We start from the raw sequence: 26,852 nt of genomic DNA, 5'->3' as shown, positions 1-26,852 counted from the left end.
GTGAACTCAATCACCCCATCGAACGCACCCCCACAGGTTGCGCATTGCCCCGCGTGGTCACGATCCCCAGGAAGGAAATCACGATCGCCAGGCCCAATGTCGAGCTCACCTCTGCCCGGTGTTCAGGCGTGAACATCATGACCGCCAGTGCCCCGCCAATGAACAGGATCACCGCCCAGGTCAGGTACGGGAACAGCCACATGCGGAACTTCAGCTCGGTGTTTTCCCGCTCCAGGCGACGGCGCATGCGCAGCTGCGAAATGGCGATGACCATGTACACCAGCAAGGCAATGGCGCCGGAGCTGGCCAGCAGGAACTCGAACACGCCCTTCGGCGCGACGTAGTTGAGGATGGCAATGGCCGCGCCGATCAACGTGCTGCCGAATACAGCAGCGCGTGGCACACCGACCTTGGAGGTCTTGTTGAGCATGGCCGGTGCGTCACCGCGCTTGGCCAGCGAGTACATCATCCGCGAGGCAATGTAGATCGAAGAGTTCATGCAGCTGGTCACTGCCACCAGCACCACCAGGTCGACCATGAAGGCCGCGTTGGGGATGTTCATGATCTCCAGCGCACGCTGGTAAGAGCCCACCACCGCCAGCTGCGGGTCGTTCCACGGCACCACCGAAATGATCACGAAGATCGACAGGATGTAGAAGGTACTGATGCGCCAGATCACCGAGCGAGTGGCCTTGGCGATGTTGCGCGACGGGTCGCTCGATTCGGACGCGGCGATGGTCACCGCTTCGGTGCCGATGAAGCTGAACATCACGGTGATGAACGCACCAACCACGGCCGACCAGCCCTTCGGCGCGAAGCCGCCGTGCTCGGCCATCAAGCTGCTCAGGCCACTGACCTCGCGGTTGGGCAGCCAGCCCATAAGTGCGGCGAAACCCAGGCCGATGAAACCGAGAATGGCCGTGACCTTGAGAATGGCGAACCAGAACTCGAACTCACCGTACTTGGCCACGCTGAACAGGTTGGTACCAGCCAGCAGCAGCACCGAAGCCAGGGCGAATATCCAGCTGTCCACCTGCGGGAACCAGGCGTTCAGCACATGCCCGGCGGCCAGCGCTTCGATCGGGATTACCAGTACCCAGAACCACCAGTACAGCCAACCGATGGTGTAGCCGGCCCAGCGGCCGATGGCCTGCTCGGCGTAGGTGGAAAACGATCCGGTGTCCGGGTGTGCCACGGCCATTTCGCCGAGCATGCGCATGACCAGTACCACCAAGGTCCCGGCCACGAAATAGGAAATTATGGTAGCTGGCCCGGCTGCCGCGATGGCGTGGCCAGAGCCGACGAAAAGTCCGGCGCCGATGATGCCGGCGATGGACAGCATCGTTACGTGACGTGGCTTGAAACCTTGTGCAAGGTTGCCATCAGATCCCACGGTGTTCATTGATGTTGTTCTCTTTTTACTGACACAAGGATGGACGGGCAGGTGTAGGCGAAAATATCTCCTTTGAAATCAATAAGTCGACACGTTACTCGCGCTCTGTTGTTGATATTTGGCACGCGTCACAGAGCAACGTGTCAGTGCAGGTCGGGCTTCATTTAAGCCCCGCAGGGCTGTGGGAAATTACACGAGAACGCCCCGGAACTGTTCGATCACGACAGGGCATCCCCATTAACGTCAGAAGTCGCGAATGGCATACCCGATCCCGTCACCAGGCCGTCTGGAGCTTTTGTTTTTCATTTGGGTGTGTTGTGGCTGTACGGGCCCTTTCGCGGGCTCGCCCGCTCCCACAGTTACTCCACGCCCCTCAAACCTGTGGTGTACCTGTGGGAGCGGGCAAGCCCGCGAAAGGGCCGGTGCAGCCATCACCACTTTCTGCCAGCCACAAAAAAGCCCCGGTCTCCCGGGGCCTTTGTTGCCAGGCGTCTGCCTACGCCTGCCCGGTACGCTCGAAGCACCGGACTAGCAACAGGAATCGCGAAAGGGCCCTATGCCTCAACGCACCAGGCAAGGCCGCTTGTTATCGAAGCTCCACCCCGGAATCAGGAACTGCATTGCCACGCTGTCATCCCGCGCGCCCAACCCCATGTTGCGGTAGCACTCATGCGCCTTGGCCAACTGGTCTTCATCCAGCTCCACCCCAAGCCCCGGCCGCGCCGGCACGTGCACATGCCCGTCGACGATGCGCAGTGGCTCGCGGGTCAGGCGCTGACCGTCCTGCCAGATCCAGTGGGTGTCGATCGCAGTGATTTCCCCCGGCGCCGCAGCCGCCACCTGGGTGAACATTGCCAGCGAGATATCGAAGTGGTTGTTGGAATGCGAACCCCAGGTCAGCCCCCAGTCGTTGCACATCTGCGCCACCCGTACCGAACCCTGCAAGGTCCAGAAGTGCGGGTCGGCCAGCGGAATGTCCACCGACTGCAACTGGATCGCATGGCCCATCTGCCGCCAGTCGGTAGCGATCATGTTGGTGGCGGTGGGCAGGCCGGTGGCGCGGCGGAACTCGGCCATCACCTCACGGCCCGAGTAGCCGTTCTCGGCACCGCACGGGTCTTCGGCGTAGGCCAGCACATCGTGCTTGTCGCGGCACAGGGCAATGGCCTCCTTCAATGACCAGGCACCATTCGGGTCGAGGGTGATGCGGGCTTCGGGGAAGCGCTCGGCCAGCGCCGTTACCGCTTCCATCTCCTCCTCGCCGCGCAACACCCCGCCCTTGAGCTTGAAGTCGCTGAAGCCATAGCGCGCCTTGGCGGCCTCGGCCAGGCGCACCACCGCGTCCGGGGTCAGGGCCTTTTCGTGGCGCAGGCGGAACCAGTCATCCTCGGCATCGGCTTCGTTGCGGTAAGCAAGGTCGGTCTGCTGGCGGTCGCCGATGTAGAACAGGTAACCGAGCATCTTCACCGCCTCGCGCTGCTGCCCCTCGCCCAGCAGTGCCGCCATCGGCACGTTCAGGTGCTGGCCGAGCAGGTCGAGCAGCGCCGACTCGATGGCCGTCACCGCATGCACGGTGATGCGCAGGTCGAAGGTCTGCAGGCCGCGACCAGCCGAGTCACGGTTGGCGAAGGTCTGGCGCATGGCATTGAGCACGCGCTGGTAATGGCCGATCGGCTGGCCGACCACCAGACTGCGGGCGTCCTCCAGTGTCTGGCGGATCTTCTCGCCGCCGGGCACCTCGCCCAACCCGGTATTGCCGGCGCTGTCACGCAGCACCACTACGTTGCGGGTGAAGAACGGGCCATGGGCACCACTGAGGTTGAGCAGCATGCTGTCGTGCCCGGCGACGGGGATCACGCGCAGATCAGTGACCACGGGGGTGCTGGTGTGAAGGGTCTGCATGTTCATGGTTGTTGTCTCGCAGTCATCAATGGCTCTGACCCAGGGCCGAAGGGGCCTTGAGGTCATCGGAAGGGACGCCCTTTGGGCGAGTGCGTACGAAGAAGATGGCAATGGCCGCCAGCACCGAGGTCACCGCCAGGCCGTACAGGCCGCCCTGGATCGAACCGGTCTGCTGCTCCAGCAGGCCGAAGGTGGTGGGGGCGACGAAGCCGCCGAGGTTGCCGACCGAGTTGATCAACGCGATCACCGCTGCGGCGATGCGGGCATCCAGGTAGCCCTGCGGGATCGGCCAGAACAGTGACGACGCCGACTTGAAACCGATGGCCGCGAAGCACACCGCGACAAAGGCGAACACCGGCCCACCCGTGGTGGACATGAACATGCCGATGGCAGCGATCACCAGCGCACCTGCGACCCAGGCCTGCTGGAACTTCCAGCGCGCCGAGCCGGCGGCGAAGGCATACATGGCCAGGATCGAGATCAGCCACGGGATCGAGTTGAAGAAGCCGACCTGCAGGTCGCTGAGGTCACCCATGCGCTTGATGATGCTCGGCAGCCAGAAGGTCGCGGCGTAGATGGTCAGCTGGATGCAGAAGTAGATCAGGCAGAACAGCAGGATCTGGCGGTCCTTGAGCAGGCTCCAGGCCGATGGCCTGACCGCGCCGACCGCTTCGCGCTCAAGTTGCTCGCGATCGATGGCGGCCACCAGTGCTTCCTGCTCGGCCTGGCTCAGCCACTTGGCGTCCTGCGGCCTGGAGTCGAGCCAGAAGAACACGAAGAAGCACAGCGTCACCGAGGCCATGCCTTCGATGAACAGCATCCACTGCCAGCCATGCATGCCCAGGCCCTGGATCTGCATCAGCGCGCCGGCCAGCGGCCCGGAAATCAGCGACGCCAATGCCGAGCCGCTGAGGAAGATGGCAATCGCCTTGCCACGCTCGGCGGCCGGCAGCCAGCGGGTGAAGTAGTAGATCACCCCGGGGAAGAAGCCCGCTTCGGCAACCCCCAGCAGAAAGCGCAGCACGTAGAACTGGGTTTCGTTCTGCACGAAGGCCATGGCCGTGGCCACCACCCCCCAGGTGAACATGATGCGGGTCAGCCACAGCCTTGCGCCGACCTTCTGCAGCAGCATGTTCGAGGGCACTTCGAACAACGCGTAGCCAATGAAGAACAGGCCGGCGCCAAAGCCATAGGCCGCGGCGCTGATGCCCAGGTCGCTTTCCAGATGGGGGCGGACGAAGCCGATGTTGACGCGGTCCAGGTAGTTGACGATGAACATGATGACGAACAGCGGCAGGACGTGGCGCTTGACCTTGGCCACGGCGCTGGCCAGGGCGTCGCCTTCATTCCGGGCAGACGGAGCGAGGGTATCGTTCACTTGCGGATCTCCCACTAATTGTTTTTGTGCGGGTCGAGGTTGTCTGACATGGCAGTGGGGAGGAGCATATGCGCAGCGAAGTTGTACGACAAGATCAACAACATCGGCAAAATCACAAAATACAAGCTGAAGAAAAGCCTATATGCGCCGATCTTGCAAAAATATACAAACTACTCGCTTGCTTGACCGCAGGAAAAATCGGCAAAAAATATTTTTATCGATTAACTTGTCGTACAAGTACAACAACAATCGGATCACACCATGGCCACCGAACAAGCCCACAAACGCGGCCACAGCCGTGCCCATGACCTGGTCTCCAGCCTGACCCAACAGATCTTGCTGGGTACCTTCAAGCCAGGCGACAAGTTGCCCTCGGAAAACAGCTTGGTGCGCGAGCATGGGGTCAGCCGCACCGTGGTCCGCGAGGCCCTGTCGAAATTGCAGGCCTCGGGGCTGGTGGAGCCACGCCACGGTATCGGTACGTTCGTGATGGAGCGCCAGGCCCAGGCCGGCCTGCGCATCGCTGCGGAAAGCGCGGCGAATGTGCGCGACCTGCTGGAGCTGCGCATCGGCCTGGAAGGCCAGGCCGCCGCCTTGGCCGCGCTACGTCGTGATGAGGGGCACCTGAGGCGCATGCGCCAGGCGCTGGATGACTACCAGGACCTGGCCGCCGCTGGCGACAGCTGCATCGAGGCCGACCGGCGCTTTCACCTGTTGATTGCCGAGGCCACTGGCAACCTGTACTTCACTGAAATGCTGTTGCAGCTGGGCAACGGCCTGATCCCGCGCAACCGCATGGCCCTGGCCGAACGCAGCGGGGCGAAGCTGGCGCGGCAGGCGTACCTGGCCAACCTCGAGCATGAGGCGATCCTCAATGCCATCCGCCGGCAGGATCCGGACGCGGCGCGGGCAGCGGTGTGCCTGCACCTGTCCAATAGCCGCGACCGACTACTGCCCGAACAGGCCTGACACGATCCCCTGTAGGAGCGGCCTTGTGTCGCGAAAGGGCTGCACAGCAGCCCCTCGATTTCAGCTACAGAATTGCAGGCCGGGGGCCGCTTTGCGGCCCTTTCGCGACACAAGGCCGCTCCTACAAAGAGAACCGCATCAGGCCCTGTTACCAGGTCAGGCAGATCTTACCGAAATGCCGGTTGCTCTCCTGATAACGGAACGCCTCGACGATCTGCTCCAGCTCGAAATGCTTGTCCACCACCGGCCGCAGGCCGTTGGCATCGATCGCCCGCACCATCGCCTGCTGCTGGGCGCGGCTGCCCACCAGCACGCCTTGCAGGCGTATCTGCCGCACCAGCGCCTGCACCAGCGGCAATTGCCCGGCCACGCCGGTGAGGATGCCGATCAACGACACATGCCCACCAATGCGCGCGGCGATCATCGATTGCTCCAGCGTCGCCGGGCCACCCACTTCGATCACATGATCGACGCCGCGGTTGCCGGTCAGCTCGCGCACTTTCTCACCCCACGCCGGAGTGCTCTTGTAGTTGATCAGATGGTCGGCACCCAGGGCCTTCAGGCGCTCCAGCTTGGCATCGCTGGACGAGGTGGCGATCACCGTCGCGCCGGCCAGCTTGGCAAACTGCAGGGCGAAGATCGACACACCGCCGGTGCCCTGCACCAGCACCGTATCGCCGGGCTTGAGGTGGTCGTCGCACATCAGCGCGCGCCAAGCCGTGAGACCGGCCGTGGTCAGCGTGGCAGCTTCTGCATGGCTGAAGCCCTTGGGCGCCAGGGTGAAGGCGGTGGCGCGAGCGGTGACCTGTTCACGGGCGTAACCATCGATACCGTCGCCGGGCACCTTGGCGAAGCCTTCCACATTTGCCTGGCCGTCGAGCCAGTCGGGGAAAAAGGTACTGACCACATTGTCGCCGACCTGAAACTCGGTGACGCCGCTCCCCACCGCGACCACTTCGCCAGCGCCATCGGCCATGGGGATGCGCCGCTCGCTCGGGCCCCACATGCCGCTGACAACGGCGAAATCGTGGTAGTTGAGAGAGCTGGCGTGCAGGCGCACGGTGATCTCGCCGGCCTCGGGTGAAGAGGCCTCGCAGGTGCCGACCTCGACCTTGTCGTAGCCGCCGCCGGGTTTTACGTAGATGGCCTTGCTGGTCATGGATAGGTCTCCGTTCAGGGAAAAGATTGGGGTTCAGCATAGACAGGTCCGGCCCTATCGCCGGCAAGCAAGCTCCCACAGGTATTACACAAGTCTCAGCTCTAGTGGTGTCCCTGTGGGAGCTGGCTTGCCGGCGATAGGGCCCACATTCCCAACACAAGATTCAGCCCAGCATCACCTTCAGCGCCCGGCAATCGGCCGCATGCCAATCCACCAGCTCCGGCCACGGATTGTCCGGCAGGTTCACCAGCACCGTGCGCGCCCCTGCGGCACGCCCACAGTCCAAATCAAACCGGTAATCCCCCACCATCACCAACTCACCCGGTGTCACACCCCAGGCATTGGCAATCTTCAGCAGCCCATCCGGGCTTGGCTTGGGCGCCGCTTCGTCACGCCCCAGAATGTGCTCCACCGGGAAGCAGTCCGCCAGGCCGATGGCCTCCAGCGTCACATGCGCCAACTCACGGGCATTGCGGGTCAGAATGCCCAGCCGGCAACCACGCTGGGCCAGTTCGCGCACCAGTTCCACCGCCCCGGTGGCCGCCGTGGAAGCAATCGCCAGGTCACGCTCGTGCTCCAGCAGCCAGGCATGCTTGGCCGCCGCCTCGTCCGCCGGCAAGGCTGCCAGGTGGGTGAGGATGTCGTGCTCGGCCGGGATATCCAGCGCTACGCGGATGGCGGCAAAATCGTGCACGGCCACGGTCAGGGTGCCGTCCATGTCGAACACCCAGTTGCGCACCTCGCCCAGGCTCATGCCCAGTCCTTGCGATGGCGAATCAGGCCTTCCTGGCACGACGACGCCACCAGTTGCCCGGCCTGGTTGAAAATGCTGCCGCGGCAGAAGCCACGGGCATTGCCCGCCCAGGGGCTGTCGGTGGCATACAGCAGCCACTCGTCGGCACGCAGGTTGCCATGGAACCACAGCGAATGGTCGAGGCTGGCGATCTGCATGTCACGCTGCCACACCGATTTGCCATGGGGCAGCAACGAAGTGGTCAGCAGGCCGAAGTCCGAGGCGTAGGCCAGCAGGTATTTGTGCAGGGCGGGGATATCGGGCAGGTTGCCGTCGGCGCGGAACCAGGCGTACTTCACCGGGTCGCCAGCCTGTGGGTTGAATGGGTCGCGCTCGGTGACCGGGCGAATCTCGATCGGCTTGGCGCACAGCACCTTGTCGCGAATGCGCTCGGGCAACTGGTCAGCCATGGCCCGGGCCAGCTCGACTTCAGTGGGCAGGTTCTCCGGGCCGACCACATCGGGCATCTGCGCCTGGTGCTCGAAGCCTTCCTCGTCGTACTGGAACGAGGCGCTGCAGGTGAAGATTGGCTGGCCCTTCTGAATAGCCGTCACCCGCCGGGTGCTGAAGCTGCCACCATCGCGCACGCGGTCCACCGAATACACCACCGGCAGGCTGGCATCGCCAGGGCGCAGGAAGTAGCCGTGCAACGAATGCACATGGCGTGCATCCTCGACCGTCTGGCTGGCCGCCGACAACGATTGGCCCAGTACCTGCCCGCCGTACAGCTGGCGAAAGCCCAGGTCCTGGCTGCGGCCACGGAACAGGTTCTCCTCGATGGACTCGAGGCTCAACAGGTCGACAAGGTCGTCCAACACATGACTCATCGGGGGTTCTCCGTAGGAGCGAGTCTTGCTCGCGATGCACCGCCCAGGCGGCGCTCGATCTCATAGGCGCTGAACATCTTGCGGCAAGCGCCCTCCATTAGGGGAATGATACAGGGTTTGTCATTCGCGCCGGGCATGGCCATGCATTCAGGCGCGCAGGGTACGCTCCCAGTGAGCACGATCGATGCGGTACAGCACATGCGGGCGCAGCGGATGGCCCACGGGCAGGCGCGGGTGTTCGAAACTGCCATTCAGGTCCTGCTGCATACCGATGGCCTGCATGACCTTCTGCGAGGGCAGGTTGCTCTCGCTAGTGAACGACACCACTTCCTCCAGGCGCAATTGGGCGAAAGCACAGCGCAGGCATGTCCACGCCGCCTCGCTGGCGAAACCCAGGCCCCAGTGGCGGCGTGCCAGGCGCCAGCCGATCTCCACCGCCGGCGCAAAATCGGCATCGAAGCCCACGTGCAGCAACCCGGTCATGCCGATGAAGGCACCACTGTCCTTGCGCTCTAGAGCCCACAGACCAAAGCCGTACTCATTGAAATGCCCGCGCACGCGGCCGATCAGCGCGGCTGCCTCCAGGCGTGTCAGCGGCGCCGGGAAGTAGCGCATCACCTGCGGGTCGGCACACAGGGCGGCGAACTCGCGCAGGTCGTCGTCGTGCCATTGGCGCAGTACCAGCCGCGCGCTTTCCAGTTGCAGGATAGGGGTCATCGGGCGTGCTCCGGTTTTACCGTCTTGCAGTTTACAGCGTAGGCGCGGGTGCAGGTTTCACCCAACCGGCGCGCCCGAATGCAATTTTCACACGCCCTTCACCGCCCCCCGACAGGCCAGTTGGCAGGATGCCAGCCAACACCGCCGCGCCAGCCGCGACCATGCCAACGGAGCAACGCATGCTATCGAGCAACACCCTTGGACACCCTGCCATCCACGCCCGGCGCAAGCGACGCCTGACCCGCAAAGCCCTCGGTGCCGCCCTTGGCCTGTGCATGGTCGTGGCGGCGTTGAGCACCTGGCTGGCGACGAGGACGCACATCGTGGACCTTGGCAACGAACGACAATTGAGTGACAGCGGCCTGCTGCAGGACTGGGCCGACGGTGCGGTGATCGTGATGATCCGCCACGCCGAGCGCTGCGACAGCGCCCCCGGCCCGTGCCTGGACGACCCCACCGGCATAACCGTGGCCGGCAGCCAGGCTGCCGGGCGTGTTGGCCAAGGGATGCACCAGCTGGGCCTTAACAACGCCGATATGCTCAGCAGCCCGAAACTGCGCACACGGCAAACCGCGCATTTCATCCTTGGCCAGGCGGTGGCCAGTGAGGGCTGGCTGGAAAGCTGTGACAGCCAGTTCGCCAGCGAAGCGCTGGCACACAAACGACCGGGGCATAACCTGGTGCTGGTGACCCACAACGGCTGCATCGACCATTTTGCCCGCCAGCAGAAAGTTGCGGGGGGCGAGCGTGAGAGCGGCTATGCCAGTGCGCTGTTCGTTTCGGTGGATGGCAATGGCAAGACACGCATCCTCGGCCGCCTGAACGAGCCGGACTGGCAGCGGGTGCTGGCTAGTACCACGAAATAACACGCCAATCGTCCAGGTTGTCGCTACTCCGTGCAGGAGCAGCCTTGTGCTGCGAAGAGGCCATAGCCGCAACAGAACATTGTCCTGCATGCCGGCCCTTTCGCAGCACAAGGCTGCTCCTACACGTGATCGGCCAGCAAGCTCATGGCAAGATCAGCACTGGCCCCGATTGCGACCCCACCCATGCCGTTGCCGCTGATCTACCACGAAGACTACAGCCCGGAGTTCCCTGCCGAACACCGCTTCCCCATGGACAAGTTCCGCCTGCTGCACGACCACTTGATCGACAGCGGGCTGACCACAGACCAAGCCCTGCTGCGCCCGGACATCTGTCCCAACGACATCCTCGCCCTGGCCCACGACCGCAGCTACATCGAGCGCTACATGAACGGCGACCTGTCACGCGAGGACCAGCGCCGCCTCGGCCTGCCCTGGAGCGAGGCCCTGGCCCGGCGTACCGTGCGCGCCGTAGGCGGCTCCCTGCTGAGCGCCGAGATGGCGCTGCAGCACGGCATCGCCTGCCACCTTGCCGGCGGCACCCACCACGCCCATTACGACCACCCTGCCGGCTTCTGCATCTTCAACGACCTCGCCGTGATCAGCCGCTACCTGCTGGAGGCTGGCCGGGTACACCGGGTGCTGATCTTCGACTGCGATGTGCATCAGGGTGACGGCACCGCGCGCATCCTGCACGACACACCAGACGCCATCACCGTCTCGCTGCACTGCGAACAGAACTTCCCGGCGCGCAAGGCGCAAAGCGATTGGGACATCCCCCTGCCCCGCGGCATGGGCGACATGGCCTACCTGAAGGTGGTGGACGACGCCCTCAACTACCTGCTGCCACTCTATCGACCCGACCTGGTGCTGTACGACGCCGGGGTCGATGTGCACAAGGACGACGCCCTGGGCTATCTGCAACTGACCGATGCAGGCGTTGCCGCCCGTGACGAAGCGGTGCTGCGCCACTGCCTGGGCCGCGACATCCCGGTGGTGGGCGTGATCGGCGGTGGCTACAGCAAGGACCGCGCAGCCCTGGCCAGGCGCCATGGCATCCTTCATCACAGCGCGGCACGCGTCATCGGTTGTTCACAATGACTGTGGAACCGCTTGTGGATAACCTGCGGGAAAGGCGCTGCAGCCCTTTACAGGCAAGGCCTGCAAAGCTCTGATCATTTTTTGAGCAGTGCTTCCACAGGCCGCGCTGCGCTAGAATGCGCCTCTTTTCCACAGCCTGCTGCCCACCATGCCTGATCTGAGCCCCGCCTCCCCTCCCCTCGCAGTCGTCATCGGCGGCGGCCCAGCCGGCCTGATGGCCGCCGAAGCACTGGCCCAGGCGGGCCTGGCGGTCGAGGTGTTCGATGCCATGCCTTCGGTGGGTCGCAAGTTCCTGCTGGCGGGTGTCGGTGGCATGAACATCACCCATTCCGAGCCCTACCCGGCGTTCGTCAGCCGGTATGCCGAGCGCCAGGGCGAAATCGCCGCGCTGCTGCACGACTTCGATGCCGACGCCTTGCGCCAGTGGATTCACGGCCTGGGCATCGAAACCTTCGTCGGCACCTCGGGCCGGGTGTTCCCCACCGACATGAAAGCCGCGCCACTACTGCGCGCCTGGCTCAAGCGCCTGCGCGACAGCGGAGTAGTTATCCACACCCGTCACCGCTGGTTGGGCTGGAATGCCGAGGGTGCATTGCGGATTGCTTATCCACAAGGCGAGCGGCTGGTGAAGGCCGCCGTGGTGGTGCTGGCGCTGGGTGGCGGCAGCTGGGCGCGACTGGGCTCGGACGGTAGTTGGCAGCCGCTGCTGGCCGAACGGGCTGTGGATATCTCGCCCTTGCAGCCCAGCAACTGCGGTTTTGAAGTGGCAGGCTGGAGCGCGCTGCTCAAGGACAAGTTCGCCGGTGCGCCGTTGAAGAACATTGCCCTTAGCGTTCCCGGCAGCGTGCCGCGCAAGGGCGAGTTCATCCTCACCGCGCAGGGTGTGGAAGGCAGCCTGGTGTATGCATGGTCAGCGCCGGTGCGCGAGGCCATCAACCGTGAGGGCCACGGGGTGTTGCTGCTCGACCTGGTGCCGGACAAGCCTGTGGACAAGATTGCCCAGGCGCTGGCCAAACCACGGGGTTCGCGCTCCATGGCCAAGCACCTGCACAGCCAGCTGGGTATCGATGGGGTCAAGGCTGCGCTGCTGCGCGAGCTGACCGATCAAGCGACCTTTGCCAACCCTGATGCCTTGGCGAAAGCGATCAAGGCCTTGCCGATAACACTGATACGCACGCGGCCGCTGGATGAAGCGATCAGCAGCGCGGGTGGGGTGCGTTTCGAGGGGCTGGATGAAGGCTTGATGGTCAAGGGCATGCCGGGGGTGTTCTGTGCCGGCGAGATGCTGGACTGGGAGGCGCCGACTGGGGGGTATCTGCTGACAGCGTGCTTTGCCAGCGGCTTGCGCGCCGGACGGGCGGCGGCGAATTGGGTTATGCGGGTTTCCTGACAGATTGTCGGGGCTGCTTTGCAACCCATCGCCGGCAAACCAGCTCCCACAGGTACAGCAGTGGCCTTGAGAGCAGCGCAGTAACTGTGGGAGCCGGCTTGCCGGCGATGAGGCCAGGTCAGGCAATCAAGGCTTACGCTTGCGCGCCCCACCATTGAAGCTCGGCACCTTGCGCACTGCCTTCACCGCCGGCTCCGCACTGCCTGATTCAGCACTGTCCATCCAGCGCCCCAAGCCGCGCTTGGCGCTGTTTTCCTTCGGCTTCTTGGGCTTCTTCGGCTTCTTGATCACCTGGCCACTGGCGTCGGTCATCGGCACCCGGTGGTCAGGGATGAAGTCCGGCTCTTCATGACGCGGCAGGGTCTGCCGGGTCAGCACTTCGATCGCCGCCAGCAGCTGCACTTCATCGGCACACACCAGCGAGATCGCCTCGCCCTTGTTGCCCGCCCGCCCGGTACGCCCGATGCGGTGCACGTAATCCTCGGCAACGATCGGCAGGTCAAGGTTGACCACCAGCGGCAAGTCATCGATATCCAGGCCGCGGGCCGCCACATCGGTCGCCACAAGCACCTGGATTTCGCGGGCCTTGAAGCTGTCCAGCGCGCGCTGGCGAGTGGCCTGCGGGCGGTCACCGTGGATACCGTCGGCATTCACACCCTCGGCCAGCAAGCGCTCCACCAGTTGATCGACGCCATTACGGGTCTTGGCGAACACCAGCACCTGCTTCCAGCGCTGCTTGCGCAGCAGGTGGCAGAACAGGTCGACCTTGCGTTTTTTATCCACAGGCACCAGCCACTGCTTGACGCTGGTGGCCGTGGCATTGCGCGGGCTGACTTCGATGCTCAGCGGGTCGTTCAGGGCCAGCCCCGCCAGCATGCGGATCTGCTCGGAAAAAGTGGCGGAGAACAGCAACGTCTGGCGCTTGCGTGGCAGCGCGGCGTACACCGACTGCAGCTCTTCGGCAAAGCCCAGGTCGAGCATGCGGTCGGCTTCGTCCAGCACCAGGGTCTGCACCTGGTTGAACTTCACGGCGTTCTGCCGGAACAGGTCGAGCAAGCGCCCCGGGGTGGCCACCAGCAGGTCGACGCCACGGCGCAGGCGCATCATCTGCGGGTTGATGCTGACCCCGCCATACACCGCGTAGGTGCTCAGCGGCAGGTTCTCGGCGTACTCGCGCACGTTGTTGTGCACCTGCTCGGCCAGCTCACGAGTGGGCACCAGCACCAGCGCGCGGATCGAGTTGCTGGCCACCTTTTCGCCTTCCAGCGCCAGGCGCTGCAGCACAGGCAGGGCAAAGCCCGCGGTCTTGCCGGTGCCGGTCTGGGCCGCGGCCATCAGGTCGCGGCCGGCCAGCACGGCGGGGATGGCCTTGGCCTGCACCGGGGTCGGGGTGGTGTAGTCCAGTTGCTGCAGGGTGCGCAGCAACGGTTCGATCAGGCCGAGTTTGGCGAAATTCATGGCAATACCGTCAGGGGGTTCAGCGAAGGCGGCAAGTTTACCGCATCACCCCTGCCTACTTGCAGATTTCGCCTTTCAACGGCTGCGCCGGCTCAGGTGCCTTGCGCCACTGCGGCAGGCCGATCAGCACCACCGCGCCAATGATCACCGCCATCGCCACACATTCTTCGGCACCAATCTGCTCACCGGCAAAGACGATGCCCAGCAGCACGGCCACCGCTGGGTTGACGTAGGCATAGCTGGTGGCAGCTGCGGGGCGCACGTGCTTGAGCAAGTACATGTAGGCACTGAACGCCAGGATCGAACCGAAGAACACCAGGTAGGCCAGTGCCCCCCAGCCGGCAGCGGTCGGCATCTGCGTCATGCGCTCGCCAGACAGCGCGCTGCCGAGCAGCAACACAGCGCCACCAACGAGCATTTCCGCGGCGCTGGCCATGGGCCCCTGGGGCAGCGGCAAGGTCTTGCTCCACACCGAGCCGAACGCCCACGACGCCGCCGCAAAGATGATCAGCGCTGCGCCAATCGGGCTTGCCTGAAGGTTGGAGCCCAGGTTCAGCAGGCCGATACCCACCAACCCGAGGGCGATCCCCGCCCACTCCAGCTTCGAATTGCGGTGCCCGAACAGCAGGCCGAACAGCAACGTGAACAGCGGCACCGTCGCCACCGCCAGCGCAGCGACGCCAGAGGCCACACCGGCATGCTCGGCCACGGTCACGCCACCGTTACCACAGCTGAGCAGCAGGAAACCAATCGCCCCCGCAGCCCGCCACTGCGGCCAGGTCGGTGCCGGCACACCGCGCCAGCGCAAGAAGCCATACAGCAGGCCCCCGGCAATCAGGAAGCGCACCCCGGCCATGAGCATCGGTGGCCAGCTCTCGACGCCTATGCGAATGAACAGGTAGGTGGAGCCCCAGACCAGGTACAAAGCCAGGAAAGCGCCAATGAGCAACAACGGGAAGCGACGGGAGGCAGGCATGGGAAACACTCGAAATCCGTTTACGGGTGGCTTAGTTTAGAAAGGCCACCGTGTAAACTTAAGTTACAAAACAGCTTTAAATTACCCGAACACTTTGCATTGCATGGTTATTCGGATGCTTTTCAATCGAATCGAAACCAGGCAGGAATAACCCATGGACAAGTACGACCGCATGCTGCTCGCCGCCCTGCTCGACAATGGCCGCGCCACCTTCGCGCAACTGGCGCGCCAGGTGAACCTGTCGGCGCCGGCGGTGGCCGAGCGGGTGGCCAAGCTCGAGGCCAGCGGGGTTATCACCGGCTACCAGGCCAAGGTCGACATGAGCAAGATCGGCCTGCCGATCCAGTGCGTGATCGAACTGCGCCTGGCCAGCCACGGCAACCAGCAGGCCTACGAAGCGTTGACCCAGATCCCCCAATTGACCGAATGCCACCGGGTAACCGGCGACCCCTGCGTCATCATGCAGGCAGCGGTGGGTTCGATGCCGGAGCTTGAAGAGCTGATCAACCGGGTCGCGCAGTTCGGCTTCAGCAAGACCTCGATCATTCTCTCCAGCGCTGTGGAGCGGCGGGTGCCGCTGGCGCAACTGGAGAAGAAGCCCTAACAGAACCTGGCCAGGGTTTCACGAACCTTGGCGGCCGGGGTTTTCTGCAGGCGGCAGAGCAGGTCGTGCGAGAGTTGCTGTACACCATGGCCCTGGCGCAGCACACCAGCCAGGTGTTGCAGCAGGTTGGCGGCCATTTCGGCATCGGCCATGGCCCGGTGCGCGGTACCGGTATCCGGCAGCCCGGCCCAGCGGGTCAGGGTGCCCAGTTTGTGGTTCGGTGCCGCCGGCAACAGGCGCCGTGACAGCAGCAAGGAGCAGGCGAAGGCCTGGCTGCGGCTACGGCCGATGCGGCCCAGTTCGTAGTCCCAGAACTTCTGGTCGAAGGCGGCATTGTGTGCCAGCAACGGGGTGCCATCAACGAACTCGGCCACTTCGTTCATCACCTTGTCCACCGGCGGCGCACTGCGCAGCATGGCGGTGGTGATACCAGTGAGCCCGGCGACGAATGCCGGTACCGGCACACCCGCGTTCATCAGGCTCTGGTAGCGCTCGACGATGCGCCCGCCCTCCAGCATCACCACCGCCACCTCGGTGGCGCGGCAGCCGGCGCCGGGGCTGATGCCGGTGGTTTCAAAGTCGATGACAGCGATACGTTCCATGCAGGGGCCTCAGTGTTTGAGCAACAGCGCACCCTCGATGGGCACATAACGGGTGGCGGCACGGATCAGCGACAGTGCGGTAAGCCCGGGCACACCATACACCACTGCCTCGGTGCCATGGCGCTGTATCACCCGCTCCAGCAGCAGGTCGAAATCGCCATCGCCGGAGGCCAGTACCACTTGGTCGACGCGGCTGGCGGCGTCGATCACATCCAGGGTAATACCCACATCCCAGTCACCTTTGGCCGAGCCATCGCTGCGCTGGATGAAGGGTTTGAGGCGCACATCGAAACCGAGGTTGCGCAGGATCTGCTGGAACTGTTGCTGTTTGCTGTCGCCACGGTCGATGGCATAGGCCACGGCCTCGACGATCTGACCTTCGCTGCTGACATCGGCCCACAGGGCGGTGTAGTTGAAATGGCAGCCGTGGGCCTGGCGCACGGTGTAGTAGAGGTTCTGCACATCGGCGAACAGCGCGATCTTTTTCACCTTGGAACCCCTTGGTCGGCCTGGAATGCTGGGGGCTGCATTGCAGCCCTTTCGCGACACAAGGCCGCTCCTACAGGGGTTCGCGTACCCTTGTAGGAGCGGCCTTGTGTCGCGAAAGGGGCGCAAAGCGCCCCCAAAATTGCCAGCAGTATGCCAGACCTGTCAGACGTACGAATCGTCGTCCGAGAAGAACCCGCCATCATCGCTGCCATAATCGCTGTCGGCATAACCACCCTGGTCGCTGCCCCAACCACTGTTGTCAGCCACCTGCTGCTGCGCCCCCGAGTCGTTCCAGCCACCGCTGTCGCTGGCCGGCGCCGGCTCTTCCTTGATCACCTCTACCACCTCCTCCGGCTGCGAGTTGTGGTTGAACAGGCTGCTGATGCCCTGCGCCAGCAACACACCACCCGCCACACCGGCCGCAGTCTGCATCGCGCCGCCGAGGAAGCTGCTGGCACCACTGCGGGCCGGCGCAGCGCCAAAGCCAGGCTGCTGCGCTTGTGGCTGGGAGAAGCCCGACGCCGACGGCTCACGCCAGCCACCGCCAGATGCCACGGGGGCTGCAGCGGGACGCTGCGGTTGCACGGCCGGGGCCGCATTGCGCCCAGACGAACCAAAGATGCTGGACAAGAAACCACCACCGCCATTGCTCGGCGCGCTGCCGGCACGGGCGGCCTCGGCCTGGGCACGGGCCTGCTTCAGTTCGGCTTCCAGTTGCTTGTTCTGCTCGTCGAGGCGCTTGATCGCTGCCTCCTGCACCAGGATCGCCTGGGCCATGTAATAAGGCGCCGCCGGCTGCTGACGCACATGCGCCTCGATGCATGCCTGGGCCTGCGCATCGCGTGGCTGGCTCGGGTCCTCGGCTTGCTTGAGGCGGCCGAACAGGCCGTCGATCAGGGTTTGTTCTTCAGTATTCATGGGGCGACCTCGTGGGGTAGCGGACAACGGACAGCGTCAAAGATGGGGCGTACAGGCGTGGGATTCAATCACCGGCGGCGTGAAACTTTTTTCAGCAAGTGACAGCCCCAGGCCTGCTTTGGGCTAAAGTTATGCCCCTGTTTTTACTGCCATGCGATGTAGACTGATGAATCCGCTGAGCGTCCTGCGCGACTCCCTGTACTTCTTCCGCCGCCACCTGCCGAGCATCCTCCAGCTGTGCCTGCCGCTGGTGGTGCTGGAAGCCTTGCTCACCCAGCTGCTGTACCGGCAGATGGGCGACCAGGCATCGCCGGCCTACGGCATGCTGATCAGCCTGCTGTTCTACCCGCTGTACAGCGCCGCGCTGATCCTGTACCTCGACACCCGCAGCAACGGCCAGGAAATCGCCAAGCGCGACCTGTTCGCCCGCGCCGTGCAACTGTGGCCGCAGCTGGCCCTGCTGATCCTGATCAGCTCGCTGCTGATCATGGCCGGCCTGGCGCTGTTCATCTTTCCGGGCGTGTGGATCATGATCAACCTTGTGTTCGCCGAGTACCTGCTGGTGCTGCGCGGCCTGCCGGTGGTGCAGTCGATGCGCGAGAGCGCACGCATGACCACCGGCCACTTCATGCGCATCATGATCTGTGTCGTAGGTGTGCTGGCGCCGATCTGGCTGATCGACGGCCTGCTGCTGATGGCCTTCCCCGAGCCATCGCCTGGCATGGAGCTGGCCATGGACAGCCTCAGCGGCTTCCTGCAGTTGTTCAGCACCGTGGTGCTGTACCGCCTGTTCATGTTGCTGGAAGGCGAAGCCGGGGCGTGATGCCCAGGCTCATCGCTTGACCGGAAAACGCTGTTGTCACGTCCCTCGAGGCTTGGCCCGAGCGGTGGCTTCGGCCACAAGCGGATCATCCGGCCAGTAATGACCACCATAACGCCCCTTCAGATCCTTCTTCACCTCGGCATAGGTCGTACGCCAGAAATTGGCCAGGTCCTGGGTCACCTGCACCGGGCGGCGTGCCGGTGACAGCAGGTGCAACTTGACCTGCTGGCGGCCATTGGCGATGCGTGGAGTTTCGGCCAGGCCGAACAGCTCTTGCAGGCGCACCGCGAGGATCGGCGGGTTTTCGCTGTAGTCCAGGCGGATGTTCGAGCCGGACGGTACCGCCAGGTGCGCGGGGGCCTGCTCCTCCAGGCGCTGCGGCAGCGGCCAGGGCAACAGGTTGCGCAGCATCGACGGTAAGTCCAGTGCGGCGAAATGGCTGAGGCGCGACACCTTGCCCAGGTAGGGCTGCAACCAGTCTTCCAGGCTGGCGAGCAAGGCCTCGTCAGCCAAGTCGGGCCATTCGCTGTGGCCGTCTTTGGCCAGGTCCAGTTGACGCAGCAAGGCCACGCGCGCCTGCCATTGCCGCAGCTCGGGGGTCCAGGTCAGCAGGTTCAGGCCTTTGCGCCGGACCAGCCCAAGCAGTGCGCGAGCCCGCGCTTCGTCATCCAGGCCGGGCAGCGGTTCGCGGCTGAGCACCAGCTCGCCGACTTTGACCTGACGTTCTGCGCGCAACACCTGCTCGCGTTCGTCCCAATCGAGGATATCGACCCGCTCGACCTGCTCGGCCAGCACGCCCTCGAACAGCGCCGGATCGAACTCGGCGGCCAGATAGATGCGTTCTTCGCGCTGGCCCTGGCGGCTACCCAGGTCGGCGATCACCAGCCACGGGCACTTCATCAGTGCATCGACTTCGGCAAACAGCGCCGCCCGGCCGTTGGCCAGCCGGTATTCCGCACCGCCCTCGCGGCGCTGCTGGGCGACGCGGTCGGGGTAGGCCAGCGCCAGCAGCGCGCCCAGCCAGCGCGGGTGATCGGGGTCCGCAACCGGCACGCCTGGTTTGCCACGCAGCATGCCACGGTACTGGCGGGACAATTGGCGCGCACGCTGCACACCACCGTGGCTGCCACGGGCGGTCCTGCTCTCGCCACTGACCAGCGCCAGCCGGCTGTGCAAGTCGGCGCCACCGCCGCGCTGGATATCCCGCTCGCCCAGCAGCGCAGCCACATCACAGGCCATCTGTGCCAGGCCCAGGTCCTGGCCGCGCAACAGCAAATGCGCAATACGTGGATGCGCGGGCAGCTCGGCCATGGCCAGGCCGTGTTCGCTGAGGTTGTCACGGCTGCCGGGCTTGAAGGCATTGAGCCGTGCCAGCAGGTCCTGGGCCTGGGTGAAGGCTGCAGTGGGGGGCTGGTCGAGCCAGCGCAACTGCTCGGGCGTAACGCCCCAGCGTGCCAGTTGCAGGGCCAGGCCGGCCAGGTCGGCCTGCATGATCTCGGCGCTGCCGTGGGCGGCCAGCTGGTCATGTTGGGCCTCGGACCAAAGGCGATAACATACGCCGGGTTCCAGGCGGCCGGCGCGACCGGCGCGCTGGGTAGCACTGGCGCGGGAGATGCGCTGGGTGTCCAGGCGGGTCATGCCGCTGCCGGGGTCGAAACGCGGTACCCGGGCCAGGCCTGCGTCGATCACCACGCGCACGCCGTCGATGGTCAGGCTGGTCTCGGCAATGTTGGTGGCCAGCACCACCTTGCGCAGGCCCTTGGGCGCCGGGTCGATGGCCGCACGTTGGGCGTCGAGATCGAGCTCGCCATGCAGCGGGCAGAGCAGGACCTCGGGACGCTCGCCCAACGCTTCCTGCAGGCTCTGGTGCACCCGGCGGATCTCGGCCTGACCCGGCAGGAATACCAGCAAACTGCCGGTCTGGTCAGCCAGTGCCTGCAACACGCTGTCCACTACCCGAGGCTCGATGAACTCACCCGGCTGGAAAGGCCGCCCCCAACGGATGTCGACGGGGTACATGCGGCCTTCGCTGCTCACCACCGGGGCATCATTCAGCAGCCGCGAAAGGCGCTCGCCCTCCAAGGTCGCGGACATCAGCAAAACCTTCAGCGGCGGGTCGTCCCGCAGCAACTCCCGGCCATTCAGGCTCAATGCCAGGGCCAGGTCGGCATCAAGGCTGCGCTCGTGAAATTCGTCGAAAATCACCAGCCCCACACCCTCCAGCGCCGGGTCGGCCTGCAGGCGGCGGGTGAGGATGCCTTCGGTCACTACCTCGATGCGGGTTTTCGGCCCGACCTTGCTGTCCAGGCGGATGCGATAGCCCACGGTCTCGCCGACCTTTTCGCCCAGCTCGCTGGCCAGGCGCTCGGCCGCAGCCCGCGCTGCCAGGCGGCGGGGCTCGAGCATGAGAATGCTCTGCCCGGCCAGCCACGGCTCGTTGAGCAGCGCCAGCGGCACGCGGGTGGTCTTGCCCGCGCCAGGTGGCGCCTCGAGCACCGCTTCGTCACGGTTTTCCAGGGCCTGGCGCAGGGCGGGCAAGACAGCATCGATCGGTAATGAAATCATGGTGGTCCTCGAACAGTCCCGCGAGTATAACGGCGAACCCAGCCTGCTCTATCATGGTCTTAGCTTCAGGTGCAGGCGCTTCGCTTGCCCTGCTGGATACCTTTTCGGAGATTTACATGCGCATCCCAACCCGCGTCATCGGTGGCGCCCTCATCGTCACCTTGCTGACCCAACTGACCGCCTGCGGCACCATTCTCTACCCGGAACGGCGCGGCCAGATCGGCGGCAAGATCGACCCAGTGGTTGCCGCAATGGATGCGATCGGCATCCTGTTCTACGTGATCCCGGGGCTGATCGCCTTCGGTATCGACTTTGCCACGGGCGCCATCTATTACTCGGGCGGGCGATCCGCCCAGGTTGACCCGGTCAAACTGCGCGAGGCCGTGAGCCCCGATGGCAAGGTCGACAACCTGAAGTTGCAGGCCATTCTGGAAAGCGAACTGGGCCAGCGCCTGCCGCTGAACGACCCACGGCTGATCCAGCATCGCGGCAGCATCGAGCAGTTGGCCAGCCTGGGCCTGGTGCCGGCAGCCTGAAGCACAAGGACACTGCCCACGGATGATGACCACCTCGGCTGAACACCAGCGCCTGCTACGCCTGGCCACGCGCGCATCGCTGGCGGTGGCCAGTATCCTGGTCCTGAGCAAGGCGCTGGCCTGGTGGCTGAGCGGCTCGGTCAGCCTGCTGGCCGGGCTGACCGACTCGGCACTGGATGCCGTTGCGTCATTCCTCAACCTGCTCGCCGTGCACTATGCCCTGCGCCCGGCCGACGACGACCACCGATTCGGCCATGGCAAGGCCGAAGCCCTGGCCGGTATGGCGCAGGCGCTGTTCATCGGGGTCAGTGCGGTGCTGATCGGGGTGCAGGCGGTTGAACGCCTGCACACCCCGCAACCCTTGGGCGATACCGCCGTCGGTATCGGGGTAATGCTGCTGTCGCTGGTGCTGACCCTTGCCCTGCTGGCACTGCAACACAAGGTCATCCGCCTGACCGGCTCCACGGCGGTGCGGGCCGACTCCCTGCACTACCGCTCGGACCTGCTGCTCAACGGAAGCATCCTGCTGGCCCTGCTGCTGGCACGCTTTGGCTGGCCGCAACTGGATGCGCTGTTCGGCCTGGGCATCGCTGTCTATATCCTTTGGAGCGCGCTGCAGATCGCACGGGAAAGCACGGCCATCCTGATGGATCAGGAACTGCCCGGCGATGTCGGCGAGGCCATGGCTGCGCTGGTGCTGGCCATTCCTGGGGTCAAAGGCGTGCACGACCTGCGTACACGGGTGTCGGGCAACCAGTGGTTCGTGCAGTTGCATCTGGAGATGCCGGGGCAGTTGCCGCTGCATGAGGCGCATGCCTTGTGCGTGGAGGCCTCGAAGGTGATCCGCCAGCGTTATCCACAGGCGGATGTGATGGTGCACGCGGATCCGGTGTGAACCTGCAAGGGCCCTATCGCCGGCAAGCCAGCTCCCACAAGAACCGCACCGGCCTGAAGGCATGCGCAATACCAGTGGGAGCTGGCTTGCCAGCGATAGGGCCGGGACAGGCAGTTCCAACAGGCACTACACATGGCTTCAGGCCGGTGCAGTTCCTGTGGGAGCTGGCTTGCCGGCGATAGGGCCGGGACAGGCAGCACATCTGGCTCAGTTGATGCTGTAGCCTCGGCCGCTGAAACAAGCGCCCAGCGCCCGCCGGTAGTTGTCCGCCACATTGGCCGGCGGCGCATAAGCCGCCGTCGCCGGGTCGAAGCCTGACTGGCTCACCGCCCAGCGGTGGCACTGGTAACGGTCCTGGTCCTGCTGCTCCTGCCCTTGCCCATACATCGGGTAGGCCACCACGTCATACCCACCGCCTACAGGTGCCGGCGCCGCAACCGGCGGGTTGACCACCACGTACTCGCGGCTGTCGGCCAGGTACTGGTAATAGGTATCGGCCACCAGGAAGAACAGCGCCCCGCCCAACCAGACTTCCCGCGCATAAGGCGGCAGGTAGTCGACCCGCACGCCGTAGGGCGGGCTCACCACGACATAACGGCCACCATGGGGGCGATACCAGTAACCACCGGAGTAGAAGTAGTCATCGCCACGGTAGGGCACTTTCCAGTAGCGGTCCGGGAAATGATCGATGGTGTGCCCCGGGCGATACTGCGGCCCCGGCCCCCAGCCATTGCCATGACCATCCGGGCGCCCTTGCCAGTCACCGCCGGGCCGTTGCCCCGGGCCACCGGCTTCCCCATGGCGGTTATCGCCATGACGGCGGGGAATATCCTGGTAATAGCCCTGTCGTGGCGGCTGGGTCTGCTGCACTTCGTCACGCGAATTGAGCGAGCGGCCCGGCGCCCCCTCGCCCGGCCCTTCGGCCATGGCCCCAAGGCTGATGCTCAACCCCAACACACCAACACCTGCCAACTGCCAGATGCGCGACTTCATGCTGTTCCTCTCGGTAGAAAATACGGCAACCACAGCCAGTCTACCGCGCCTGTCACGCACGCCAATTAAATTCCGGACATGAAAAAAGGGAGGCCACAGGGCCTCCCTTCAGGAATTGTCGTCCGTGCTCGGCACTTGTGGCGCCGGCTCACCTCACACCGTCTTCTGGAAGGTATGTAGCCCGGGGGCCTGCAGATCCTGTTGGATGGCTGGCCGCGACCGCCCGCCTAGGGCGCGTCGCCGTGGACTGATGTCCGGGCAGTGATTCTGTGGATAAAGATACCGGACAGGTTGCGACAGATGATTGCGAAGATTGCTCAGATAAATAGCACTTGCGCAATTTTTCACCCTGGATTGATAATTCATCGCAATCTGAACAGAAAAGGCATAACCCATGAGCAAACTTGACCGCTACGACCTGAGTATCCTCGCCGAATTGCAGCGCGATGCGCGCATTTCCAACCAGGAACTGGCCGAACGCATCGGCCTGTCGCCTTCGCCATGCTCTCGTCGGGTCAAGCAACTGGAGGACGATGGCTACATCTCGCGCCAGGTAGCCCTGCTCGACCGCAAGAAGCTGGGCCTGAGCCTGACTGCCTACGTGCTGATCGGCATGGACCGCCACACCCCGGAACGTTTCGAAACCTTCGAGGCGGCCATCCGCAACCTGCCACAGGTGCTCGAATGCAGCCTGGTCACCGGCATGGATGCCGACTACCAGCTGAAGGTGGTGGTGCCCGACATGGACCACTACCAGAAACTGCTGCTAGGCAGCCTGACCCGCATTGAAGGCGTCACCAGCGTGCGTTCGAGCTTCGTGCTGAACCAGGTGCTGGCCAGCACCGAGCTGCCCTTGACCCACCTGCGTTAATTGCCTGCGCCAGCAGGCGTATAATCGGACGCTCAACCCGCCTGGAGAACACCGATGGATCCCGCCGTATTCGAAGAGTGGATGATGATCATCCTGGTCACCGTGTTGATCGGTTTCATGGGTTTCATCGTCTGGGACCTGGCGAAAAAGTCCAAGGCCGGGCGGTTCGGGACGCTGATCCTGTTCTTCGTACTGGGGCTGGGGGTGTTGGCCTTTATCATCAAGAGCGTGGTGGTGGGGTTTCTCGAAGGGGTGTAAGGCTCAAGAAAGCCGGGAGCGCTTTGCGCTCCTTTCGCGACACAAGGCCGCTCCTACAGGGATCGCACAATGCCTGAGTTCGCGCTGCACCTGTAGGAGCGGCCTTGTGTCGCGATGGGCTGCAAAGCGGCCCCCGCTAGCGCTGCAACTTCGCCGGGACTTCGCGCCAGCAGCCCTGTTCCAACCCATCCAGCGCCCAGTCGCCAATCCGCACCCGCACCAGGCGCAAGGTCGGCAACCCCACCGCCGCCGTCATCCGCCGCACCTGGCGGTTACGCCCTTCGCGAATAACCAGCTCCAGCCAGCTGGTCGGCACGCTCTTGCGAAAACGCACCGGCGGGTTGCGCGGCCACAGCTCGGGCTCGTCCAGGTGCCGCGCCTCGGCCGGCAAGGTCGGCCCATCGTTCAGTTCCACGCCATCGCGCAAGCGCTGCAACTGCTCCTCGCTCGGCTCCCCCTCCACCTGAACCCAGTAAGTCTTGGCCAGCTTGTGCTTCGGGTCGGCAATGCGCGCCTGCAGGCCGCCATCGTTGGTCAGCAGCAACAGGCCTTCACTGTCGCGGTCCAGCCGCCCGGCCGGGTACACGCCGGGGATGTCGATGTAGTCCTTGAGCGTCGCGCGCCCGTCGCCGTCGCTGAACTGGGTCAGCACGTCGAACGGTTTGTTGAACAGGATCAGGCGCGGCTCGGCCGGTGGCGCCTTGGGCTGGCGACGCGGGCCGGCGGCAGGCCGCGCCTGGGGGCGGCGCGGCTTGGAACGGGGTGGCAGTGACATGGATCCTCAGCGGAACGGCGGCTCATCGAAACTGCGCAGTTTACGCGAGTGCAGCGAGTTGAGCTCGGTGCGCAGCAAGTCGAGGGCGGCAATGCCGATCTTCAGATGCTGGCTGACCGCCCGGTTATAGAAGGCGTTGGCCGAACCCGGCAGCTTGATCTCGCTGTGCAGCGGTTTGTCGGACACACACAGCAAGGTGCCGTACGGCACGCGCAAGCGGTAACCCTGGGCGGCAATGGTACCGCTTTCCATGTCCACCGCCACGGCACGCGAGAGGTTGATCAGCGGCCGCTCCTGGGCCCAGCGCAGCTCCCAGTTGCGGTCGTCGTAGGTCAGCACGGTGCCGGTGCGCAGGCGCTTCTTCAGCTGTTCGCCACGCTCGCCGGTGACCTGCGCGGCGGCTTCCTGCAAGGCCAGCTGCACTTCGGCCAGGGCCGGAATCGGGATGTTCGGCGGCACCACCCGGTCAAGAATGCCGTCACGGCGCATGTAGGCGTGTGCCAGCACATAATCGCCGATGGTCTGCGACTGCCGCAGGCCGCCGCAGTGGCCGATCATCAGCCAGCAGTGCGGGCGCAGCACGGCCAGGTGGTCGGTGATGTTCTTGGCATTGGACGGGCCGACGCCGATGTTGACCAGCGTGACGCCGTCGCCATCAGCGGCGATCAGGTGGTACGCCGGCATCTGGTAGCGGTGCCAGACCACGCTTGCCACCAGGGCCTGGGTTTCACCGTGGTCCATGCCCTTTTCGATCACCACGTTGCCCGGCAGCACCATGCGCACGAAGCGTGGGTCGTCACGCAACTGGTCGAGGCCGTGGCTGATGAACTGGTCGACATAGCGGTGATAGTTGGTCAACAGGATCCATGGCTGCACATGGCGCCAGTCGCTGCCGGTGTAGTGCACCAGACGGCGCAGCGAGAAGTCGACCCGCGCGGCATCGAACAGCGCCAGCGGCAGAGTCTCGGCACTGCCCCAGTCATACAGGCCGTCGGCGATGTTGTCGGTCGCAGCCGACAGGTCGGTGCTGGGGAACACCCGCGCCAGCTGCGCGGCGGTGATGCCGCTGCCGGCCAGTTCGTCGCCCTGGTCGACCACGTAGGGGTAAGGGATGTTCTGTTCACTGACGCCGACCTCTACCGTGACGGTGTAGTCGTGCATCAGCGGGCGCAGTTGCTCCAGCAGGTAGCCACGGAAAGCAGCCGGCTGGGTGATGGTGACGCTGTAGGTACCGGCCACCTGGACCTTGGCGTAGGCCCGCGTGGTAGCGGCGACTTCACCATGGCTGTAATAGGTCAGGCGCAGCGCCGGGTAGCGGAACAGGTCGCGCTCTTCGGCGCCCGGCTCGGTACGGTCCTTCAGGTAACGCTTGAGGGCCTGGCTAAGGGCCCCGGTGGCCTGGTCATGCAGGGCCGCCAGACGGTCGACGGCCTGTTCGGGGGTATCAACGACTACAAAAGCTTGGCTCACACTGTGCTTCCTGTCTGGACATGCATGTGAACCATCTTGCCTGCCTTCTTGGCTAAATACACCCCCATTGATCGGTGTTAATCAGCAGGCCTGCGCTGGTCCCTGTAGGAGCGGCCTTGTGTCGCGA

Annotated in this window: 26 protein-coding genes; 10 read left to right on the top strand and 16 right to left on the bottom strand. The window is 64.5% G+C overall.

Features of this window, described 5'->3' with window-relative positions; all coding sequences use genetic code 11:
* Positions 1 to 10: 10 nt before the first annotated feature.
* The 3 genes from GYA95_RS27160 to GYA95_RS27150 all read right to left on the bottom strand — a co-directional run bounded on the left by GYA95_RS27160 (position 11) and on the right by GYA95_RS27150 (position 4,673).
* On the bottom strand, positions 11 to 1,402 hold the full coding sequence (locus GYA95_RS27160) for an amino acid permease (RefSeq protein ID WP_161551535.1): 1,392 nt from the start codon (positions 1,400 to 1,402) through the stop codon (positions 11 to 13).
* 552 nt (positions 1,403 to 1,954) lie between these two features.
* Positions 1,955 to 3,301 (bottom strand): glucarate dehydratase, encoded by a 1,347-nt coding sequence (gene gudD / locus GYA95_RS27155; protein WP_015271908.1) that lies wholly within the window; start codon positions 3,299 to 3,301, stop codon positions 1,955 to 1,957.
* Positions 3,302 to 3,320: 19 nt separating this feature from the next.
* Positions 3,321 to 4,673, bottom strand: coding sequence for an MFS transporter (locus GYA95_RS27150; RefSeq protein WP_015271909.1), 1,353 nt, complete (start codon positions 4,671 to 4,673; stop codon positions 3,321 to 3,323).
* Positions 4,674 to 4,934: 261 nt separating this feature from the next.
* On the opposite strand from GYA95_RS27150, the gene GYA95_RS27145 reads away from it, so the two are divergent.
* Positions 4,935 to 5,642, top strand: coding sequence for a FadR/GntR family transcriptional regulator (locus tag GYA95_RS27145; RefSeq protein ID WP_015271910.1), 708 nt, complete (start codon positions 4,935 to 4,937; stop codon positions 5,640 to 5,642).
* A gap of 148 nt (positions 5,643 to 5,790) precedes the next feature.
* Here GYA95_RS27145 and GYA95_RS27140 read toward each other — a convergent pair whose 3' ends face one another.
* The 4 genes from GYA95_RS27140 to GYA95_RS27125 form a co-directional block, all read right to left on the bottom strand.
* Positions 5,791 to 6,801: a zinc-dependent alcohol dehydrogenase family protein gene (locus GYA95_RS27140; protein WP_015271911.1), complete on the bottom strand. Its 1,011-nt coding sequence runs from the start codon at positions 6,799 to 6,801 to the stop codon at positions 5,791 to 5,793.
* A 163-nt stretch (positions 6,802 to 6,964) separates the two neighbouring features.
* Positions 6,965 to 7,555, bottom strand: a complete 591-nt coding sequence (locus tag GYA95_RS27135) for an HAD family hydrolase (RefSeq protein WP_013974314.1) — start codon at positions 7,553 to 7,555, stop codon at positions 6,965 to 6,967.
* Positions 7,552 to 8,421, bottom strand: a complete 870-nt coding sequence (gene tesB, locus GYA95_RS27130; RefSeq protein WP_015271912.1) for an acyl-CoA thioesterase II — start codon at positions 8,419 to 8,421, stop codon at positions 7,552 to 7,554. Before tesB ends, GYA95_RS27135 begins: the two co-directional genes overlap by 4 nt.
* Before the next feature lie 147 nt (positions 8,422 to 8,568).
* Positions 8,569 to 9,138 (bottom strand): GNAT family N-acetyltransferase, encoded by a 570-nt coding sequence (locus GYA95_RS27125; protein WP_013974316.1) that lies wholly within the window; start codon positions 9,136 to 9,138, stop codon positions 8,569 to 8,571.
* A 179-nt stretch (positions 9,139 to 9,317) separates the two neighbouring features.
* Between GYA95_RS27125 and pmrG the strand changes: the two genes are divergently transcribed.
* The 3 genes from pmrG (at position 9,318) to GYA95_RS27110 (ending at position 12,492) form a co-directional block, all read left to right on the top strand.
* Positions 9,318 to 10,004 carry a lipopolysaccharide core heptose(II)-phosphate phosphatase PmrG gene (gene pmrG, locus GYA95_RS27120; RefSeq protein WP_015271913.1) on the top strand — a complete coding sequence of 229 codons (687 nt, stop codon included), beginning with the start codon at positions 9,318 to 9,320 and terminating at the stop codon, positions 10,002 to 10,004.
* A 183-nt stretch (positions 10,005 to 10,187) separates the two neighbouring features.
* The gene (locus GYA95_RS27115) at positions 10,188 to 11,102 is read left to right on the top strand and encodes a histone deacetylase family protein (protein WP_015271914.1); all 915 of its coding nucleotides are present in this window, start codon (positions 10,188 to 10,190) and stop codon (positions 11,100 to 11,102) included.
* Positions 11,103 to 11,250: 148 nt separating this feature from the next.
* Positions 11,251 to 12,492: a TIGR03862 family flavoprotein gene (locus tag GYA95_RS27110; protein ID WP_015271915.1), complete on the top strand. Its 1,242-nt coding sequence runs from the start codon at positions 11,251 to 11,253 to the stop codon at positions 12,490 to 12,492.
* A gap of 126 nt (positions 12,493 to 12,618) precedes the next feature.
* Here the strand turns inward: GYA95_RS27110 and GYA95_RS27105 are convergent, their stop codons facing one another.
* Together GYA95_RS27105 and yedA are read right to left on the bottom strand one after the other, a co-directional pair.
* Positions 12,619 to 13,950: a DEAD/DEAH box helicase gene (locus GYA95_RS27105; RefSeq protein WP_015271916.1), complete on the bottom strand. Its 1,332-nt coding sequence runs from the start codon at positions 13,948 to 13,950 to the stop codon at positions 12,619 to 12,621.
* Positions 13,951 to 14,005: 55 nt separating this feature from the next.
* Positions 14,006 to 14,926: a drug/metabolite exporter YedA gene (gene yedA, locus GYA95_RS27100; protein ID WP_015271917.1), complete on the bottom strand. Its 921-nt coding sequence runs from the start codon at positions 14,924 to 14,926 to the stop codon at positions 14,006 to 14,008.
* Between the two features lie 154 nt (positions 14,927 to 15,080).
* Between yedA and GYA95_RS27095 the strand changes: the two genes are divergently transcribed.
* Positions 15,081 to 15,530, top strand: a complete 450-nt coding sequence (locus tag GYA95_RS27095; protein WP_015271918.1) for an Lrp/AsnC family transcriptional regulator — start codon at positions 15,081 to 15,083, stop codon at positions 15,528 to 15,530.
* Here the strand turns inward: GYA95_RS27095 and GYA95_RS27090 are convergent.
* The 3 genes from GYA95_RS27090 to GYA95_RS27080 form a co-directional block, all read right to left on the bottom strand.
* The gene (locus tag GYA95_RS27090; RefSeq protein ID WP_015271919.1) at positions 15,527 to 16,132 is read right to left on the bottom strand and encodes a 3'-5' exonuclease; all 606 of its coding nucleotides are present in this window, start codon (positions 16,130 to 16,132) and stop codon (positions 15,527 to 15,529) included. The genes GYA95_RS27095 and GYA95_RS27090 overlap by 4 nt on opposite strands.
* Before the next feature lie 9 nt (positions 16,133 to 16,141).
* Positions 16,142 to 16,621, bottom strand: a complete 480-nt coding sequence (locus GYA95_RS27085; protein WP_015271920.1) for a LabA-like NYN domain-containing protein — start codon at positions 16,619 to 16,621, stop codon at positions 16,142 to 16,144.
* Positions 16,622 to 16,783: 162 nt separating this feature from the next.
* A complete protein-coding gene (locus GYA95_RS27080; RefSeq protein ID WP_015271921.1) occupies positions 16,784 to 17,539 on the bottom strand; it encodes a DUF2076 domain-containing protein in 756 nt (251 codons plus the stop codon).
* A 166-nt stretch (positions 17,540 to 17,705) separates the two neighbouring features.
* Between GYA95_RS27080 and GYA95_RS27075 the strand changes: the two genes are divergently transcribed.
* The gene (locus tag GYA95_RS27075; RefSeq protein ID WP_015271922.1) at positions 17,706 to 18,362 is read left to right on the top strand and encodes a YciC family protein; all 657 of its coding nucleotides are present in this window, start codon (positions 17,706 to 17,708) and stop codon (positions 18,360 to 18,362) included.
* 36 nt (positions 18,363 to 18,398) lie between these two features.
* Here GYA95_RS27075 and hrpB read toward each other — a convergent pair whose 3' ends face one another.
* Positions 18,399 to 20,927 (bottom strand): ATP-dependent helicase HrpB, encoded by a 2,529-nt coding sequence (gene hrpB, locus GYA95_RS27070; protein ID WP_161551534.1) that lies wholly within the window; start codon positions 20,925 to 20,927, stop codon positions 18,399 to 18,401.
* A 116-nt stretch (positions 20,928 to 21,043) separates the two neighbouring features.
* On the opposite strand from hrpB, the gene GYA95_RS27065 reads away from it, so the two are divergent.
* Together GYA95_RS27065 and GYA95_RS27060 are read left to right on the top strand one after the other, a co-directional pair.
* Positions 21,044 to 21,463, top strand: coding sequence for a hypothetical protein (locus GYA95_RS27065; protein ID WP_013974328.1), 420 nt, complete (start codon positions 21,044 to 21,046; stop codon positions 21,461 to 21,463).
* A 22-nt stretch (positions 21,464 to 21,485) separates the two neighbouring features.
* Positions 21,486 to 22,358 (top strand): cation diffusion facilitator family transporter, encoded by an 873-nt coding sequence (locus GYA95_RS27060; protein WP_015271925.1) that lies wholly within the window; start codon positions 21,486 to 21,488, stop codon positions 22,356 to 22,358.
* 207 nt (positions 22,359 to 22,565) lie between these two features.
* Here the strand turns inward: GYA95_RS27060 and GYA95_RS27055 are convergent, their stop codons facing one another.
* Positions 22,566 to 23,351: a DUF6515 family protein gene (locus GYA95_RS27055; RefSeq protein ID WP_015271926.1), complete on the bottom strand. Its 786-nt coding sequence runs from the start codon at positions 23,349 to 23,351 to the stop codon at positions 22,566 to 22,568.
* Positions 23,352 to 23,745: 394 nt separating this feature from the next.
* On the opposite strand from GYA95_RS27055, the gene GYA95_RS27050 reads away from it, so the two are divergent.
* Entirely contained in the window at positions 23,746 to 24,222 is a 477-nt protein-coding gene (locus GYA95_RS27050) for an Lrp/AsnC family transcriptional regulator (protein WP_003249795.1), read from the top strand.
* A gap of 54 nt (positions 24,223 to 24,276) precedes the next feature.
* Positions 24,277 to 24,480, top strand: a complete 204-nt coding sequence (locus tag GYA95_RS27045) for a DUF2788 domain-containing protein (protein ID WP_013974331.1) — start codon at positions 24,277 to 24,279, stop codon at positions 24,478 to 24,480.
* Between the two features lie 136 nt (positions 24,481 to 24,616).
* On the opposite strand, the gene GYA95_RS27040 is transcribed toward GYA95_RS27045, so the two are convergent.
* Positions 24,617 to 25,255 carry a pseudouridine synthase gene (locus GYA95_RS27040; protein ID WP_015271927.1) on the bottom strand — a complete coding sequence of 213 codons (639 nt, stop codon included), beginning with the start codon at positions 25,253 to 25,255 and terminating at the stop codon, positions 24,617 to 24,619.
* A gap of 6 nt (positions 25,256 to 25,261) precedes the next feature.
* On the bottom strand, positions 25,262 to 26,725 hold the full coding sequence (amn, locus tag GYA95_RS27035) for an AMP nucleosidase (RefSeq protein WP_015271928.1): 1,464 nt from the start codon (positions 26,723 to 26,725) through the stop codon (positions 25,262 to 25,264).
* Positions 26,726 to 26,852 lie beyond the last annotated feature (127 nt).

It is taken from the genome of Pseudomonas asiatica (assembly GCF_009932335.1).
Taxonomy (GTDB): Bacteria; Pseudomonadota; Gammaproteobacteria; order Pseudomonadales; family Pseudomonadaceae; genus Aquipseudomonas; species Aquipseudomonas asiatica.
The sequence above is the reverse complement of the archived record's forward strand: the minus strand, read 5'-3'. Positions and strand labels throughout refer to the sequence as shown.